Annotated in this window: 14 protein-coding genes and 1 pseudogene; 7 read left to right on the top strand and 8 right to left on the bottom strand. The window is 72.7% G+C overall.

The genetic code is table 11. From position 1 onward, the window contains the following. Positions 1-142: 142 nt before the first annotated feature. Entirely contained in the window at positions 143-277 is a 135-nt protein-coding gene (locus AB0P07_RS06545) for a hypothetical protein (RefSeq protein ID WP_037798967.1), read from the top strand. A gap of 26 nt (positions 278-303) precedes the next feature. Here the strand turns inward: AB0P07_RS06545 and AB0P07_RS06540 are convergent, their stop codons facing one another. Then, positions 304-762 (bottom strand): GNAT family N-acetyltransferase, encoded by a 459-nt coding sequence (locus AB0P07_RS06540; protein WP_365546026.1) that lies wholly within the window; start codon positions 760-762, stop codon positions 304-306. A 178-nt stretch (positions 763-940) separates the two neighbouring features. Between AB0P07_RS06540 and AB0P07_RS06535 the strand changes: the two genes are divergently transcribed. Next, complete coding sequence (locus tag AB0P07_RS06535; protein WP_365546023.1) at positions 941-1,984, top strand: lytic polysaccharide monooxygenase; 1,044 nt, start codon at positions 941-943, stop codon at positions 1,982-1,984. Positions 1,985-2,081: 97 nt separating this feature from the next. On the opposite strand, the gene AB0P07_RS06530 is transcribed toward AB0P07_RS06535, so the two are convergent. Both AB0P07_RS06530 and AB0P07_RS06525 read right to left on the bottom strand, forming a co-directional pair. Further along, entirely contained in the window at positions 2,082-2,954 is an 873-nt protein-coding gene (locus AB0P07_RS06530; RefSeq protein ID WP_365546020.1) for an alpha/beta fold hydrolase, read from the bottom strand. A gap of 188 nt (positions 2,955-3,142) precedes the next feature. After that, complete coding sequence (locus tag AB0P07_RS06525) at positions 3,143-3,589, bottom strand: MarR family winged helix-turn-helix transcriptional regulator (protein ID WP_365546018.1); 447 nt, start codon at positions 3,587-3,589, stop codon at positions 3,143-3,145. A 102-nt stretch (positions 3,590-3,691) separates the two neighbouring features. Here AB0P07_RS06525 and AB0P07_RS06520 point away from each other — a divergent pair, with 102 nt between their 5' ends. Then, complete coding sequence (locus tag AB0P07_RS06520) at positions 3,692-4,066, top strand: cupin domain-containing protein (RefSeq protein ID WP_365546015.1); 375 nt, start codon at positions 3,692-3,694, stop codon at positions 4,064-4,066. A gap of 15 nt (positions 4,067-4,081) precedes the next feature. Here AB0P07_RS06520 and AB0P07_RS06515 read toward each other — a convergent pair whose 3' ends face one another. After that, on the bottom strand, positions 4,082-5,050 hold the full coding sequence (locus AB0P07_RS06515) for a hypothetical protein (RefSeq protein ID WP_365546012.1): 969 nt from the start codon (positions 5,048-5,050) through the stop codon (positions 4,082-4,084). Continuing rightward, positions 5,047-8,610 carry a DNA polymerase III subunit alpha gene (dnaE, locus tag AB0P07_RS06510; RefSeq protein WP_365546009.1) on the bottom strand — a complete coding sequence of 1,188 codons (3,564 nt, stop codon included), beginning with the start codon at positions 8,608-8,610 and terminating at the stop codon, positions 5,047-5,049. The genes AB0P07_RS06515 and dnaE overlap by 4 nt, the downstream gene beginning before the upstream one ends. A 173-nt stretch (positions 8,611-8,783) precedes the next feature. On the opposite strand from dnaE, the gene AB0P07_RS06505 reads away from it, so the two are divergent. Further along, positions 8,784-9,860 (top strand): DUF3533 domain-containing protein, encoded by a 1,077-nt coding sequence (locus AB0P07_RS06505; RefSeq protein WP_365546006.1) that lies wholly within the window; start codon positions 8,784-8,786, stop codon positions 9,858-9,860. Positions 9,861-10,003: 143 nt separating this feature from the next. Here AB0P07_RS06505 and AB0P07_RS06500 read toward each other — a convergent pair whose 3' ends face one another. Further along, on the bottom strand, positions 10,004-11,086 hold the full coding sequence (locus AB0P07_RS06500) for a S1 family peptidase (RefSeq protein WP_365546003.1): 1,083 nt from the start codon (positions 11,084-11,086) through the stop codon (positions 10,004-10,006). A gap of 389 nt (positions 11,087-11,475) precedes the next feature. Here AB0P07_RS06500 and AB0P07_RS06495 point away from each other — a divergent pair, with 389 nt between their 5' ends. Continuing rightward, positions 11,476-11,853, top strand: coding sequence for a hypothetical protein (locus AB0P07_RS06495; protein WP_365547079.1), 378 nt, complete (start codon positions 11,476-11,478; stop codon positions 11,851-11,853). Beyond that, positions 11,820-12,123, top strand: a pseudogene (locus AB0P07_RS06490) (response regulator transcription factor); the annotation flags it as partial. The gene AB0P07_RS06495 and the pseudogene AB0P07_RS06490, both read left to right, overlap by 34 nt. Before the next feature lie 168 nt (positions 12,124-12,291). On the opposite strand, the gene AB0P07_RS06485 reads toward AB0P07_RS06490, so the two are convergent. Together AB0P07_RS06485 and AB0P07_RS06480 are read right to left on the bottom strand one after the other, a co-directional pair. Continuing rightward, positions 12,292-13,200: a S1 family peptidase gene (locus tag AB0P07_RS06485; RefSeq protein WP_365546001.1), complete on the bottom strand. Its 909-nt coding sequence runs from the start codon at positions 13,198-13,200 to the stop codon at positions 12,292-12,294. Positions 13,201-13,545: 345 nt separating this feature from the next. Further along, positions 13,546-14,739 (bottom strand): DUF5685 family protein, encoded by a 1,194-nt coding sequence (locus AB0P07_RS06480; protein WP_365545998.1) that lies wholly within the window; start codon positions 14,737-14,739, stop codon positions 13,546-13,548. Between the two features lie 289 nt (positions 14,740-15,028). Here AB0P07_RS06480 and AB0P07_RS06475 point away from each other — a divergent pair, with 289 nt between their 5' ends. Then, positions 15,029-15,466 carry a cell division protein SepF gene (locus AB0P07_RS06475; RefSeq protein ID WP_061445547.1) on the top strand — a complete coding sequence of 146 codons (438 nt, stop codon included), beginning with the start codon at positions 15,029-15,031 and terminating at the stop codon, positions 15,464-15,466. Positions 15,467-15,468 lie beyond the last annotated feature (2 nt).

Below are 15,468 nucleotides of genomic sequence, written 5' to 3'. Positions count from 1 at the left end.
GTGACACCCGGCACTGACAACGGAGTCGGAGCGCGGGAACGTGACAACCGCCACTGACAGGAATGCTTCGATGAGTAAGTCTCGGGGAAGGGGTCTACCTCCGTGAGAACGCGGAACCCGGTGGATCCGTAAGGAGGCAGCCATGCGCCGTCTGACCGTGCAGAAGCCCCTGAAGAAGACCGACGCCCGCCGAGTCCGCGAGGAGATCGACGAGCGCCCCTCGGGGCGCCCGGAGGTCCGCAAGGACATCGCGCGCACCTGGTGGCCGGAGGGCTGACCGGGCAGGGCGCGCCATGAGACGTCTCAGAGCAGCCGCTTGCGGTAGTGGACGCGGTCGTAGGGCCCGTCCACGCGGCGTTCCACGACGTCGTAGCCGTACTTCGGGTAGATCTCCTGGTTCTCCCACATCATCGCGTTCGTGTAGAGCCTGACCTCGGGCAGGCCCAGCGCACGCGCGTGCGCGTCCACGAACCGCAGCAGCCGCCGCCCCACTCCCCCGCCGTGCGCGTCGGGGTGGACGGCGATGCTGTCGAGGGACAGATGGTCCGGCCGCGCCTCCACGACGACGAGACCCGCGACGCCCTCACCGGGCCCGTCCGTGACGAACACCTTCCCCGCCGCCACGTCCGCCGCGTGGTCCGCCTCCATGGGCTGCGGCACCACGCCGATGCGCGCCACGTAGGGGCGGTACGCGGCGTCGGTCACCGTCTTGACCGCCGGCACGTCCGAGGCGACCGCCGGCCGGATCCGCTGTCCTTCCATGCCGTGAACGGTAGCTACCTCAGGCCAGCCTGAGGACTCCCTTAACGCGACCATAAGGATCTCCGTCACCCGCCTCCAGCAGGCGATTCCACGGTGTCCTGGGGCTAGCTTGCTGATCAACCCCACGGGTTCCGGCCCGAGTTCCCCAGTCCCCCGTGATCGTTTCGAGGAGTACCGCATGCCCGCACCGTCCGCGTCCCGCAGGGCCGCCGCCGTCGCCGTCGCCGGTCTCGCCCCGCTCGCCCTGACCACGCTGGCCGCCGCTCCCTCGTCGGCGCACGGTTCGATGGGCGACCCGGTCAGCCGGGTGTCGCAGTGCCACGCCGAGGGGCCCGAGAACCCCAAGTCGGCGGCGTGCAGGGCGGCGGTCGCGGCGGGCGGCACGCAGGCGCTCTACGACTGGAACGGCATCCGCATCGGGAACGCCGACGGCAAACACCAGCAGCTGATCCCGGACGGCAAGCTGTGCAGTGCCAACGACCCGGCCTTCAAGGGCCTGGACCTGGCCCGCGCCGACTGGCCCGCGACCGGCGTGAGCAGCGGCTCGTACACCTTCAAGTACCGTGTGACGGCCCCGCACAAGGGCACCTTCAAGGTGTACGTCACCAAGCCCGGCTACGACCCCTCGCGGCCGCTCGGCTGGGGCGACCTGGACCTGTCCGCCCCGGTGGCGACCGCCACCGACCCGGTCGCCTCGGGCGGCTTCTACACCTTCTCCGGCACACTGCCCGAGCGGTCCGGCAAGCACCTGCTGTACGCGGTGTGGCAGCGCTCGGACAGCCCGGAGGCGTTCTACTCCTGCTCGGACGTCACTTTCGGGGGCGGCAACGGCAGCAGCGGCGACGGCAGTGGCGGCGACACGGCCGGTGGTGCCGCTCCGGCACCCGAGGCCTCCGCGCCGTCCGAGGAGCAGATCGCGGCGGCGGCCGACAAGTCGACGATCGAGCACCGCGGTCACGGCGACCAGGACGCGGAGACCACCACGGACCCGACGGCCCCGGCGGCCGCCCCCGACGCGCCGGAGGGGGCTCCGGAGGGCGCCGCCGAGCCCAACCAGGTCAAGGCCGCCGGCGGGGGCACCGGAAACCTCGCCGAGACCGGCGGGGACGGCACCACGCCGTATCTCGCCGTCGGCGGCGCGGCCGCCCTTGCGCTCGGCGCGGCCACCCTGTTCGCGTCGGTCCGCCGCCGCGCCGCGACCGGTGGCCGGCACGGCCGCTGACCCGGAGCACGGGGGAACGCGGGGGAACGCGGGGTCCGTCCGGCGGCTCAGGCCGGGCGGACCCCGCGTGGCGTTCGCCGGTGCGCGGGTGCGCCCGTCAGCCGAAGACCGAGGCGCAGGTGGTGGGCGTGGCGTGCGCCGGGTCCAGGGCGTTGGTCACCTCGTGGAAGGCGATCCGGTCGAACAGCCCGATCGCCAGGTGCTCGGAGAGATCGAGCGGGCACAGGTCCTGCAGCAGGACGTTGCGCACCCCGGGACCGTCGAGGAACTGGCTGCGGTACGGCGTGACCACCTCGTCGTACTTCGTGGCGAGGACGGTGTAGCGCACGCCGGGCACGGTGTCGCCGCCCGCGTTGAGCTCGGTGAGGACGTCGGAGCCGACGACCTGGTCGGCGAGGGCGGGGGTGTGCTCGTTCAGCAGGTCCTCGGCGCCGGGGAAGTACGGCAGCAGGCGGGTGAGGCCGGACAGCGTGGTGCCGTGGTTGCTGGGCGCGATGCCGACCAGGGCGTTCACCTTGTCCGCTCCGCCGAGGAACCTGAGGTAGTAGCGGGGCATCATGCCGCCCTGCGAGTGGCCGACCAGGTCGGTCTCGGCGGCGCCGGTCGCGGTGAGCACCTTGTCGACGTAGGCGGCCAGTTGCTCCGCCGACTTCTCGACCGGGCCGAGCCCGTGGAAGAGCGGGACGCCGGGCAGTTGGCCGTAGTCGAGGGAGAAGACGCAGTAGCCGCGGTTCGTCAGGTAGGGCGCGAGTCCCAGCCAGTTGTCGACGGAGTTCCCGAAGGTGCCGTGGACCAGGACGACGGGGCGTGGGTGTGCGGCGGAGGGCTCGCAGGTGAAGTCGTTCCAGCCGGAGCTGGGGCGCGCGTCCGCGGCGGGTGCGGCGGTGGCGGTGACGGCGGGGAGGAGGGCGACCGCGGCGGTCAGCAGCAGCGCGGTCAGTGGTCTGAGCAGTCGGCTCCAGGGCAGCATCGGGTGAACTCCTTGCGGATGTGGGGAGTTGCGACGGCAGGACGCCCTGTGATCCGGATCACGGGATGCTGTTCACTCGTCAAGTTACGGGCGAGTAGTGCAAGTGTGAAGTTACGCGTCAGTAAAAACTTCCAGTGATAACCCGGCGATGACCGACGCCGTCGACGCCGCAGGCGAGAGGGCCGGGTTCACCAGGCGGGCCGGATCGGCCCGCCCGGCGCCACTCGCAGCAGGCCGTCACGCAGCGCCCGCACCCCGTCCTCGCCGAGCACGTCGGCCCACGCGCCCACGACCTCGGCGGCCGCCTCCTCCGCGGCCCGCGTACAGGCCCACCCCGACTCGGTCAGCACGACCAGCCGGGCGCGCGCGTCGTCGGGATGCGGCCGGCGCTCGACGTATCCCCTGCGGACCAGGTCCTCCACGAGCTGACTGGCGGCCTGCTTGGTCATTGCGAGGTGCACGGCCAGGTCGGTGACGGTCGCACCGTCCGGGGCCAGCCGGGTGAAGGCGAACCCGTGCGCGGGCCGCACCCCCTCGAAGCCACGGGCGACGACCCCCTCATGAATGCGCTGCGTGAGCTCGCCGGCCGCGGCGAGCAGGGCGGCGGTCAGGACCATGGCGTCGGAGTTCTGCACGAGGGCATTGAAACACCCTTGACACATTGGTCAAGCAGCTTGACCATAGAGGCGCCACGGAAATAGTCAACCTACTTGACCAATTACCAGAGGAGCCCCGTCATGCCCGTCGTCCGCTCGTCCGCCGGCACCACCCACGAGATCCACGGCACCCGTTTCGTCTCGTACGCCAGTCCCCGCACCGGCAGCAAGGAGCTGTGCGCCTGGCGGGGCGAGATCCCGGCGGGGACGAAGGCGCCCGCGCACACCGTGAGCCGGGAGGAGGTCTTCCATCTGCTCGCCGGCGAACTGCTGATCACCCTCGACGGCCGCACCGAGCGCGTCACCGCGGGCGACACGGTGATCATCAATGCCGGGGCGACCCTCGCCGTCGAGAACCCCGCCGACCGGGCCGCGACCTCCTGGGTCACCACCTCCGTCGGCCTGACGGCGGAGCTGGCCGACGGCACCCGCATCGCTCCCCCGTGGGCCAACTGACCCGCGGGCGGGGACTCACGCCGCCAGCGACCCCGGCATCACCGCCCGCGGTCCGAACTTCGCCCGCGCGCGGTCCGCGACCTCCTCGATCCGGCGGACCTTCTCGTCCACGGGGTCGAAGGTGAGCTGGTGGGAGGCGTGCTCGGCCGGCGTGAGGCTTTCGGCGCGCAGGGCGATCGAGCGGACCCGGGCGCGCTGGAGGCCGAGCGCCTCGTACAGGTCGTACGCGGTCCGGGTCAGGGCCGCCGAGTGCGCGGTCGGCTCGGACAGGGTGCGGCTGCGGGTGGTGGCCGACCGGTCGGCGTAGCGGACGGTGAGGGTGAGGGTGCGGCAGACCTTGCCCACGGCGCGCAGCCGGGCACCCAGTTCGTCGGCGGCCGAGAGCAGGGCGCGGCGGTGCCGGTCGGGGTCGAGTTCGTCGCGGTCGAAGGGGCGGTCGGCGGCCAGGGACCGGGAGACGCCGTTGGGGACGACCCGGCCGCGGTCGACGCCCCGGGCCTTCTCGTGCAGCTCGCGGCCGGCCTTCGCGCCGACCAGGCGCTGGAGCGTGGACAGTGGCGCGGCGGCGACCCGGCCGAGGGTGTCGAGGCCGTACTCGCACAGCGTGCGCGCGGTCGCGGTACCGACGCCGGGCAGCGCGGCGACGGGCTTGCCGGCGAGGAAGTCCCGCTCCTCACCGCCGGGCACCGCGCGGGTCAGTCCCGGCCGGGCGTCGCGCAGGGCCATGCGGGCCAGCATCGGGGCGGGTCCGGCACCGATCACGCAGTCGACGCCGTACAGCGCGAGGGCGCGGACCCGGATCACCGAGGCCAGTTCCACGGCGTCGCGCCCGAAGTACCGCTCGGCGCCGCGCAGGTCGGCCAACGCCCCGTCGGGCGGCAACGCCTCGACGACCGGCGTGAACTCCTCCAGGAGCCCGAGCAGTTCGGGCAGGGCCGCCTCGCGCGTCGGCGGCAGCTGGAAACGTACGCAGAGGATCGTCATCCCGCACTCCCCGGACTCTGGTGCCACAACTTCCTTCCGACCGCGGGCCCTTCGCCCGCGGGGCGCAGATCGGCCCAGGGGTGCATCTCGTACCCGGTGGACATGCGGATCGTCCGCTGCTCCATCGGGTCCTGGGCCGCGGAGCCGGCCGGCGCGGGCCGTCCGTCCGAACCGGCGAGACGGCGGCGCGCCGGATCGCCCCCGGGATCGCCGTCCCCGTCCGCTCCTCGGGTCCCGCCCGCTGCGGCCAGCCGGGCGGCGACCCCCTCCAGGCCCTCCTCCCGGCGGATCTCCAGCAGGTCGGCGAGGTTCCAGGCGGCGGAGCCGACGACGCTGAGGCTGCGCGGGCCGCGCCGCTGCACCACCCCGCGCACCAGCAGCAGCCAGGAGTGGAAGACGGTGTGCGCGCAGGCGTCGTGCGAGTCGTCGAAGAAGGCGAGGTCGACCAGGCCCGAACCGTCGTCCAGGGTGGAGAAGATGACCCGGCGACCGGACCGGATCGGCGGGGTCTGGGTGGCCGCCTTGGCACCCGCGACCAGCACCGTCTCCCCGTGCCGCGCCTCGCGCAGCCGCTTGGCCGACACCACGCCCAGCTCGCGCAGGAAGGTGCGGTGGTCGTCCATCAGGTTGCGCGAGGCGTCCATGGAGAGCACGCCGAGTTCGGCGCTGAGCTGCTCCGCCGAGGTGAGGTCGGGCAGCCCGACGGAGGCGGTCTTCCGGCCGCCGGCCAGGGGCAGTTGGTCGCCGCGTCCGCCCCGGGCGCCGCGGTGCAGCTCGGTCAGGTGCAGTTGCAGGTCACGGCGGTTGGCGCCGAACGCGTCCAGGCCGCCGACCTGGGCGAGCCGCCCGGCCAGCGGTCTGCTGGGGCGGGCCCGTTCCCAGAAGTCGAGCAGGGAGGCGTAGGGCTGCCCCGCGGCGATCCGTTCCGCCTCGGCCTCGCTGATGCCGTGCACGTCGGAGAGGGCGAGGCGCAGGCCCCAGGCCTTCGCCCCGCGTTTCCTTGATTCAGACACCAGTTCGATCCTGTGTGCGACCCCGGACTTGTTCACGTCCAGCGGCAGGATCGGCACCCCGCGCCGCCGCGCGTCCGCCAGCAGCAGCCGTTTCGGGTACATCCCGGGGTCGTGCGTGAGCAACCCCGCGTAGAAGGCGGCCGGGTGATGGGCCTTCAGCCACGCCGACTGGTAGGTCGGCACCGCGAAGGCCACCGCGTGCGCCTTGCAGAAGCCGTAGCTGCCGAAGGCCTCGACGATCTCCCAGGTCCGCCGGATCGTTTCCGCGTCGTAGCCGTTCGCCGTCGCGTGCTGGGCGAACCACACCTTGATCCGTCCCTGCGACTCGGGGTCGGAAAGACCGCGCCGCACCCGGTCCGCCTCGCCGCGTCCGCAGCCGGTCATGATGTCCACGATGTCGATGATCTGTTCGTGGAAGACGACGACCCCGTACGTCCCCGCCAGCGGCTCCGCCAGATCCTCGTGCGGATAGCGCACCGGCGCCCGGCCGTGCCGGGCCTCGATGAACGGCCGCACCATGTCGGCGGCGACCGGACCGGGCCGGAAGAGCGAGATGTCGACCACGAGGTCGTGGAAGGTCGACGGCTGGAGCCGCCCCACCAGGTCCCGCTGCCCCGGCGACTCGATCTGGAAGCAGCCCAGCGTCTCGGCGGACTGGATCACCCGGTACGTCGCGGGGTCGCCCTCGGGTACGGCGTCCAGGTCGACCTCGGTCCCGGTGGCCCGCTTCACCTCGGCGACCGCGTGCGCCATCGCCGACTGCATCCGCACCCCGAGCACGTCCAGCTTGAGCAGCCCGAGGTCCTCCACGTCGTCCTTGTCGAACTGGGCCATCGGGAAGCCCTCGCCGCTGGTCGGCACGACCGGCGTACGGGAGAGCAGGGAGGCGTCGGAGAGGAGGACGCCGCAGGGGTGCATGGCGACGCCGCGCGGGAGGGCGTCCAGGCCCTCGACCAGCTCCCAGAGCTTGCCGTACCGCCCTCCTCCGTCCCGCCGGGACTCCCCCGCCAGCGCTTTGAGTTCGGGCAGCTCCTCCAGGGCCGCGCGGGCGTCGCGGGCACGGATGTGCGGGAAGGACTTGGCGACGCGGTCGATCTCGGCCGGGTCCATGGACAGGGCGGCGCCCACGTCGCGGATGGCGTGCCGCACCCGGTACGTCTCCGGCATGGCGACGGTGGCGACCCGCTCGGTGCCGAACCGGCCGATGATCGCGCGGTAGACCTCGAGCCGGCGCGCGGACTCCACGTCGATGTCGATGTCGGGCAGGACCACCCGCTCCTTGGACAGGAACCGCTCCATCAGCAGCCCGTGCTCGACCGGGTCGGCGTGGGCGATGCCGAGGAGGTGGTTGACGAGCGAACCCGCGCCGGAGCCGCGCGCGGCGACCCGGATGCCCATGTGCCGTACGTCGTCCACGACCTGGGCGACGGTGAGGAAGTACGAGGCGAAGCCGTGGTGGGCGATGATGTCCAGCTCGTGGTGCATCCGCTCCCAGTACTCCCGATGGCCTGGGCGCCGGTCGTAGCCGCGCCGCACCATGCCCGCCGCCGCCCGGGAGGCCAGCGCCCGCTGGGCGGTGCGGCGGCCGGCGCCGACGAGGTGCGGCTCGGGGAAGTGGACGGCGCCCATGCCGAGGTCGTCCTCGGGGTCGACCAGGCACTCGGCGGCCGTCGCCCGGGTCTGCTCCAGCAGGCGGTGGGCGGCCTCGCGCCTGAAGCCCGCGGACTCGACGATCCGCTCGGCGGCGTCCCGCATGGCACCGGCGTCCTTGAGCCAGGCCTCGCCGGAGTCCAGTTCCCTGGTGGCGTCGATAGGGACCAGGCGGCGCGCGGCGTCCAGGACGTCGGCGACCTCGTTCTGGCCGGGGTCGGCGTAGCGGACGGCGTTGGAGAGCACCGGGCGGATGCCCTGCTCGGCGGCGAAGCCGACGGTGCGGGAGGCCAGGCGCAGGGAGCCGGGGCCGGTGCCCTTGCGGCCGCGCCAGACGGCCTCCAGGCGCAGGGCGTCGCCGTAGACCTCGCGCCAGGGGGTGAGGAGCCTGGCCGCGCGGTCGGGGCGGCCGGCGGCGAGGGCGCGGCCGACGTCGGAGTCGGGGCCGAGCAGGACGGTCAGGCCGTCGGCGTGGTTGTCGGGCCAGGACAGCAGCGGGGTGCCCTCGGCCGTGTGGGCGGCGGAGACGAGGCGGCACAGGTCGGCCCAGCCTCGGGCGCCGTCGCGGGCGAGGAAGGTCACCCGCGGGGCCGACTCGTCGACGAAGGCGCCGCCGCGCACGGGGGCGCGGCGCCGGTCCCGGCGTACGGAGGTGTCCGTACGGTCGGCTTCGGGCTCGGGGGCCGCCACCGCCAGCTCCGCGCCGAACAGCGGACGGACGCCCGCCTTCGCGCAGGCCTTGGCGAAGCGGACCGTGCCCGCGAGGGTGTCGCGGTCGGTGAGGGCGAGGGCGTCCATGCCCCGTTCGACGGCGCGCTCGGCCAGTCGCTCCGGGTGGGAGGCGCCGTAGCGGGCGGAGAACCCGGAGACGGTGTGCAGATGCGTGAAACCCGGCATCACGCACCTCCCGACTCATGAACCGACGCATGACCACGTAGGCCCGAACGCCATTATCGAACGCCTGTTCCCAGCTACTCCACCCACCATACCTCCATCTTCGAATGTGTGTACGACATCCGTTCGGCCGCGTCCCACCTGCGCAAACACCCCCCGACCCGGACTGTGGGGACATGTCACACACACCGGCGGGCTCCCGCACGCGCAGCGGCTCCTTCCTCGGTGAGGTGAAGGACGCCGTCACCCCGCGGGCCACCCTGCTCGTGCTCGGCGTGATCGCGCTCCAGCTGCTGTTCATCGCCTCCTACGTGGGGGCGCTGCACGACCCGAAACCGAAGGACGTGCCCTTCGGGGTGGCCGCGCCCGGCGCGGCCGCCGGGCAGACGGTCGAGCGGCTGGAGCGGCTGCCCGGCTCCCCGCTGGACCCGCGCACGGTGGCCGACGAGGCGGACGCCCGGAAGCAGATCATGAACCGGGAGATCGACGGCGCCCTGATCGTGAACCCCGGGGGCGGCCAGGACACCCTGCTGGTCGCCTCCGGCGGCGGCACCGCGCTCGCCACCACCCTGGAGCGTGTCGTCGGCAAGGCGGAGCAGGCCGAGCGGCGCACGGCACGGACCGTCGACGTGGCCCCGGCCTCGTCCCACGACTTCAACGGGCTGTCATCCTTCTACCTGGTCGTGGGCTGGTGCGTCGGCGGCTATCTGTGCGCCTCGATCCTGGCGATCAGCACCGGTGCCCGGCCGTCCAACCCGCGCCGGGCGGCGATCCGGCTGATCGTGATGGCGCTGGTCGCGATCGTCGGCGGGCTCGGCGGCGCGGTGATCGTCGGGCCGATCCTGGGCGCACTGCCCGGCGGTGTGCTGGACCTGTGGGGGCTCGGCGCGCTGATCACCTTCGCGGTGGGCGCCGCCACGCTCGCCCTCCAGGGCGTCTTCGGGATCGTCGGCATCGGTCTGGCGATCCTGCTGGTGGTGATCGCGGGCAACCCGAGCGCGGGCGGCGCCTTCCCGCTGCCGCTGCTGCCGCCGTTCTGGAGGGCGATCGGCCCGGCGCTGCCGCCGGGCGCGGGCACCTGGGCGGCCCGCTCGATCGCCTACTTCAAGGGGAACGACACGACCGCCGCCCTCCTGGTGCTGTGGGCGTGGGCGGTTCTGGGGACGGTGATCACGATGCTGGCGTCCGTGCTGCCGCGCCGGGGACGGCAGGAGGAGGAGCTGCCGCCCACGCCGGTCGCGCCGGCCGGCTGACCGCCGTACGGGCACGGGGGCACGGCCCCGGGCGGGCGCACGGAAGCCCACGCGGACACGCGGACACGCACAAGTGCGCGCGGACACGCGGAAGTCCCGCCCCTCGCGCGCGGGACGGGACTTCACAGGTGTGCGGGTACGGCTCAGCCGATCTGCGTACCCGTGGCCGACAGGGCCTCCGTCACCGGCTGGAAGAAGGTCTCGCCGCCCGAGGTGCAGTCGCCGCTGCCGCCGGAGGTGAGGCCGACGGCCTTGTCGCCCGAGAAGAGCGAGCCGCCGCTGTCGCCGGGCTCGGCGCAGACGTCGGTCTGGATCAGGCCGTTGACGATGTCGCCGTTGCCGTAGTTCACGGTGGCGTCCAGGCCGGTGACCGTGCCGTCGTGCACCTGGGTGGTGGAGCCGCTGCGGGTCACCTGCATGCCGACGGTGGCCTCGGCGGCGCCCGAGATGGCCTGCGAGGAGCCGTTGTAGAGGTTCACCTCGCTCGGGTGGTCCACGTCGGCGGTGTACTTGACCAGGCCGTAGTCGTTGTCCGGGAAGCTGGAGGCCGCGTTCTCGCCGATGACGTTCCCGGAGGAGTCCGACCAGGTCGAGATGGACTCGGTGCAGTGCCCCGCGGTGATGAAGTACGGCTCGCCGCCCTTGGTCACGTTGAAGCCGAGCGAGCAGCGCCCGCCGCCTCCGGTGATGGCGTCGCCGCCCGAGACGAAGGGCTTGTACTCGCCCTTGGTCCGCTTGAGCTCGGCCTTGGCGCCCAGTCCGTCGACCACCTTGGTCAGCTTGGCCAGTTCGGCCCCGGAGACCGTGCGGTCGGCGGTGACGACGACCTTGTTGGTGGTCGGGTCGGTCGCCCAGGACGTGCCCGGGATGGTCGCGTCCTCGGTGAGGGTGGTGCGCGCGCTCTTCAGGTCGGCGAGCGAGTTCTCGACGACTCTCGCCTTGGCGCCGGCCTCCTCGACGGTCTGCGCGGCGCTCTCCTCGAGCACGTTGACGACCAGGCTCTTGGCCCGTGCGTCGTAGTACGTGCCCGCCGCGTCGGTGCCGAGGTCACTGAGCAGCGTGGAAGCGAGCTTTCCGGCCGCCGTGACCGACAGGGTCTCGGGCGCCGCGGCCGTGGGGGCCTCGCTGGCGTTCGCGGTCTGGAAGGTGACCCCGGCCGCGACCAGTGCGGTGATGCCCGCACCTACCACGGCGACCCGCCGCCCGGGTATGCGTCGGTGCTTCAACTCACGTCCTCCTGTGGGGGTCGGTACACGAGGTTGTGGGGACCCCGTGCACCGGAAGGCTGGTTGACGAGCGTTAACTCTCCCGATCCCACAGGCCGTACACAAGGTCGACTTCAGGACGTGCGCACGACAACTCCAGTGCGGTCACACGGCCTTCACCGACTTCGCCGTGGTTCCGCCGCTGTCGAGCCTCTGGGAGGCGGGGGTCGACCTCACGCCGTTCGGCGCGGCCGAGCCCCTGGGACGGGTCGAGGGCAACGCCGAGCAGGACCTGGCCGAGCTCCCCGGATCCTCGGTCTGCTGCGCACGCCGGACAACAGCGCGCAGTGCGGCCCCAGCCCTCGCTCGGCCGGCTCGACGAGCCGGTCTCCGGGTACAGGACCACCGGGATGCCCGTGCGACTGGAGATCACCGGCACGGCACGGCCGCCGGCCGGCGGCCTGGAACTGTCGGCCTGCCGCATCGTCGAGGAGGCGCTGACCGACGTGCTCGAACACACCGGCCCCACCCGGGTCGCGGTGACGCTCCACTACGGCCGGACACACCTGCGCGTCACGGTCGAGGACGGCGGTGGCGGCGGAGCCGAAGGCGGCGGCCACGGCATCCGCGGGATGCGGGAACGTGCCGCGGTGACGGGCGGCAGCCTGGACGCCCGCCGTACCGCCGACGGATTCGTGGTGACCGCCCGCCTGCCGGTCGGGGAGAGCGGGGAGGTCGAGGACGAGGCACGACCATCCGTCTTCTCGTCGTCGACGACCAGGAGCTGATCCGCGTCGGCTTCCGGCTGTCCCTGCAGCCCCGGGACGACCTCGAGGTGGTGGGCGAGGCCGCCGACGGCGGCGAGGCACTCGACCGGGCCGCCGCTCTGCGGCCCCGACGTGGTGCTGATGGACATCCGCATGCCCGGCATGGACGGTGTCGAGGCCGCCTCCCGGCCGACCGCCTCCGGCTCCCCGCCCCGGGTGCTGATCCTCACCACCTACGACCTGGACGAGTACGTCTTCGGCGCGCTGCGGGCGGGTGCGTCGGTCTTCCTGGCGGGACCGCGCACAGGCCGTGGTGTCCGCCCACGGGAACGGCATCGTCTCGCCCGGCAGCACGGGTTGAGCCCCCGCACACCGTCGCTCCGGTGTACGGGGGCTCGTCACGCTGCCGGTCTCGCTCGGGCGTGACCCGGAACAGGCCGGGTCACGCCGCCGGGCGGTCTAGTAGACGCTGACGCCGTAGGCGTTCAGGGCCTCCGTCACCGGCTGGAAGAACGTCGTACCGCCGGAGGAGCAGTTGCCGCTGCCGCCGGAGGTCAGACCGTACGCGGTGCCGTTGCTGCCGTAGAGCGGACCGCCGGAGTCGCCGGGCTCGGCGCAGACCGTGGTCTGGATCAGACCGCCGACGATGTCGCCGCCGCCGTAGTTGACGGTGGCGTTCAGGGCGGTGACCCGGCCGCTGTGGGTGCCGGTGGTGGAGCCGTCACGGATGACGGTGGTACCCACGCTCGGGGTGGCCGCGCGGGTGATGTCCACACCGCCCGCGGTGCCGGGCTTGCTGACCGAGGTGTTGGTGTACCGGACGATGCCGTAGTCGTTGCCCGGGAAGCTGGACCCGGCCGTCGAGCCGAGCACGGTGGAGTGCCCGGAGTTGGACCACCAGGTGCCGGCGCCGTCGGTGCAGTGACCGGCGGTCAGGAAGTACTCGGCGCCACTGCTGGTGCGCACGTTGAAGCCGAGGGAGCAGCGCCAACTGCTCGCGTAGATGGCGTCGCCGCCCTGGATGAGCTTGTTGAACGTGCCGGGGGTGCGCTTGATCGTGAGCGCGCCGGCCTTGTCGCCGGCCTGCTCCTTGATCTTCGCGATCTCGGCCTGGGAGACGGTGCTGTCGACGGTGAGCAGCACCCGGCCGGACTTGCTGTCGACGGCCCAGGCGGTGCCGGGGACGTCGGCCTGGAGCACCGCGCCGCTGGCGCTGTTCAGTTCGGCGGCGCTGAAGGTGGCCGGGGTGGGTGCCGCGTTCGCGCTGGGGATCGCGATGGCGGCGGCGGCCACGAGGCCGGTGGATACGGCGATCAGCCGAGTCCGTCTCGTGATGCCGCTGCGGGGGTTGGTGCGCTTGATCCTCACTTTTCGTTCCTCCACAGGGGAAGTCGGGGGCCCCTCTTGTGGGGTTGGGGGCCCGTGAGGCGCAGCCAGGGACGGGCCCTCCGGGTTCCGGAACGTCGTGCCCCTGACAAGCGCTGAGGTTGGAGTATTCGGCCGAACGGCCGGTCGGCGCAAGAGTGCCTTTCGGCCGTCAAGCTTTGAACGACTTTTACCCGACTCTCCGTCACCTACCGTTGACTTTTGGTGCGGTTCACCCTTCGCGGCCTAGGCGGAGATGTCCGGAAGTCGCCCCTCCGGATGACCGGGCCTTCCCCTCCGAGTCGAGCCGCGCCAAGCCGACGCGAACCGGTGGTGGCTGACGGGGCCTCAGCAGCTGCAACCGCAGTCGCACCCGTCACAGCCGCACCCGTCGTCGCCGCAGCAGTTGCTGCAGCAGTCACAGCAGTCGCAGCAGTTTCCGCAGTCGCAGTTGGAGCAGAGCCCTTCCCTGCGCTGACCGCTCCACGGGTCGTGGTGGGTGCCGCAGCACATCTGGCACGTGCAGGCCAGTCCGAGCCACACGGCGCAGCCCGCGAGCAGCCCGCGCCGGTCGCGACGCGGCGGCTCCGGGGGCGTCGGACCACCGGGACCGCCGGGCGCGCCGGGGGTGCCCGGGGTACTGCCGGGAGGGGCGTACGGATGGCCGGCGTGGGCGCACGAGACGGTGCCGAACGCGCGGTCCACGGAGGTGCCGAGCTCATGCACGAGCAGCCGGTGCACCAGCCGCCCGTCGGTGAACTCGGCTTCCCGCAGGGCCAGCCGCACCCCGTGCACGGCGTCGTCGGCGAGCCGCCGGGCCTCGGTGAGCGGCGTCCCGGTGGCGGTGAGCGGGTTCCAGGCGCCGCACGCGGCGTCGGCCGCCCGGTCCTCGACGGCGTCCAGGAGGTGGGCGAGTCTCCCGAAGAGCCGGCCGGCCTCGGCGAGCGGCGCGGCGTTGTCCGGGCGGCCGGCGAGGTGCGCGGTGTGCGCGAAGGCGGCGGCGGTCGCGGTCTCGGTCGGCTCGGTGACGGTGAGCAGTGGCGTACCGGGCCCGGCGAGCGCCTCGATGCCGCCCTGCCGGTCCACGGCGTCGACCAGTACGGCGGTGTCGAACCCGACGGCGCTGCCGCCGCGCGCCCCGGCCGCGTCCCAGCCGCCGGCGATCCGGCGGGCTGCGAGGGCCACCGGCCGGCGGGCCAGCAGGCCGTCACCGTCGGCGACATGGTCGCGCACCTTGGCCGAGGCCAGTACGAGAGAGACGGCCGCCGCGAGCCGGGCCCCCTCACCGTGTGCGACGGACGCGGTGCGCATCCCGCGCAGCGGGCAGGGTCCTGCGGTGCGCCGGCCGGCACCCGCACCGCCGCGCGCCGCCTGAGCCTCCGTCAAAACCGATATGAGCAGTCCGTCATAGTTCGTCACGATCCGTGCGAACTGTCCGTGGTCCTTGCGCAGCGCGAGGCACAACCCGCACAAATGAGCCATCCACTGGCTCGCGAGGCCCTCCCCGAGCCGGTGCCTGCACGGCCTGACGATTCCGAACACGACGCTCCCCCGTGATTGGTACGACGCTGAGCTGCGGCATCGTACCGACCACCGCCATCACCCGTACGCACCCGCCCTCACCCGTGTGCCGTGAAGAATCATATTTCACTCACAGTCAGCAGCCGTTTGGGAAACGACCCTTGGGACACAAGGACTCTCGACGGATCCGCTGTGCACCAGTACCGTCACAAACCCCCCGCGCGGCGTCTATCCACTTGGCGCGACGTCCGCATCATGGATGACCATAGGGATGCGGAAGCACGAAAGACCGCTGTGAGAGGAGGCGTCCATGGGATCGGTACGCAAGGCGAGTGCGTGGCTCGGCCTCGTCGACGACAACGATGACGAGCGCTACTACGACGACGACTACTCCGAGGGCAACGAGACCGGCGACGCCTGGGTCACGGACCCGCGGGTCAAGGTGGCCTCGGACGTGGCCGAGGAGAAGGGCCGCCGCATCGCGACGGTCACCCCGGACAGTTTCCGGGACGCACGGGCCATCGGCGAGCTGTTCCGGGACGGCGTCCCGGTCATCGTCAACCTGACGGCCATGGAGGGCACCGACGCCAAGCGCGTCGTCGACTTCGCGGCCGGACTCATCTTCGGCCTGCGCGGTTCGATCGAGCGGGTGTCCACCCGGGTGTTCCTGCTGAGCCCGGCCGACACCCAGGTCATCAGCGGCGAGCCCGCCGCGCACCGTTCCGACGGTTTCTTCAACCAGAGCTGAGG

The sequence above is a fragment of the Streptomyces sp. NPDC085944 genome (assembly GCF_040686295.1).
GTDB classification, from domain to species: domain Bacteria; phylum Actinomycetota; class Actinomycetes; order Streptomycetales; family Streptomycetaceae; genus Streptomyces; species Streptomyces salinarius.
Note: the sequence above shows the minus strand (reverse complement) of the source record. Positions and strands in the feature narration are given on the sequence as shown.

Coding starts and splice junctions, on each gene's coding strand:
- AB0P07_RS06495 (WP_365547079.1), top strand. CDS start 11,476: ATGCCCGTGCGACTGGAGATCACCGGCACGGCACGGCCGCCGGCCGGC.
- AB0P07_RS06515 (WP_365546012.1), bottom strand. CDS start 5,050: ATGACGATCCTCTGCGTACGTTTCCAGCTGCCGCCGACGCGCGAGGCG.
- AB0P07_RS06530 (WP_365546020.1), bottom strand. CDS start 2,954: ATGCTGCCCTGGAGCCGACTGCTCAGACCACTGACCGCGCTGCTGCTG.
- AB0P07_RS06545 (WP_037798967.1), top strand. CDS start 143: ATGCGCCGTCTGACCGTGCAGAAGCCCCTGAAGAAGACCGACGCCCGC.
- dnaE (WP_365546009.1), bottom strand. CDS start 8,610: ATGCCGGGTTTCACGCATCTGCACACCGTCTCCGGGTTCTCCGCCCGC.
- AB0P07_RS06520 (WP_365546015.1), top strand. CDS start 3,692: ATGCCCGTCGTCCGCTCGTCCGCCGGCACCACCCACGAGATCCACGGC.
- AB0P07_RS06475 (WP_061445547.1), top strand. CDS start 15,029: ATGGGATCGGTACGCAAGGCGAGTGCGTGGCTCGGCCTCGTCGACGAC.
- AB0P07_RS06505 (WP_365546006.1), top strand. CDS start 8,784: ATGTCACACACACCGGCGGGCTCCCGCACGCGCAGCGGCTCCTTCCTC.
- AB0P07_RS06540 (WP_365546026.1), bottom strand. CDS start 762: ATGGAAGGACAGCGGATCCGGCCGGCGGTCGCCTCGGACGTGCCGGCG.
- AB0P07_RS06535 (WP_365546023.1), top strand. CDS start 941: ATGCCCGCACCGTCCGCGTCCCGCAGGGCCGCCGCCGTCGCCGTCGCC.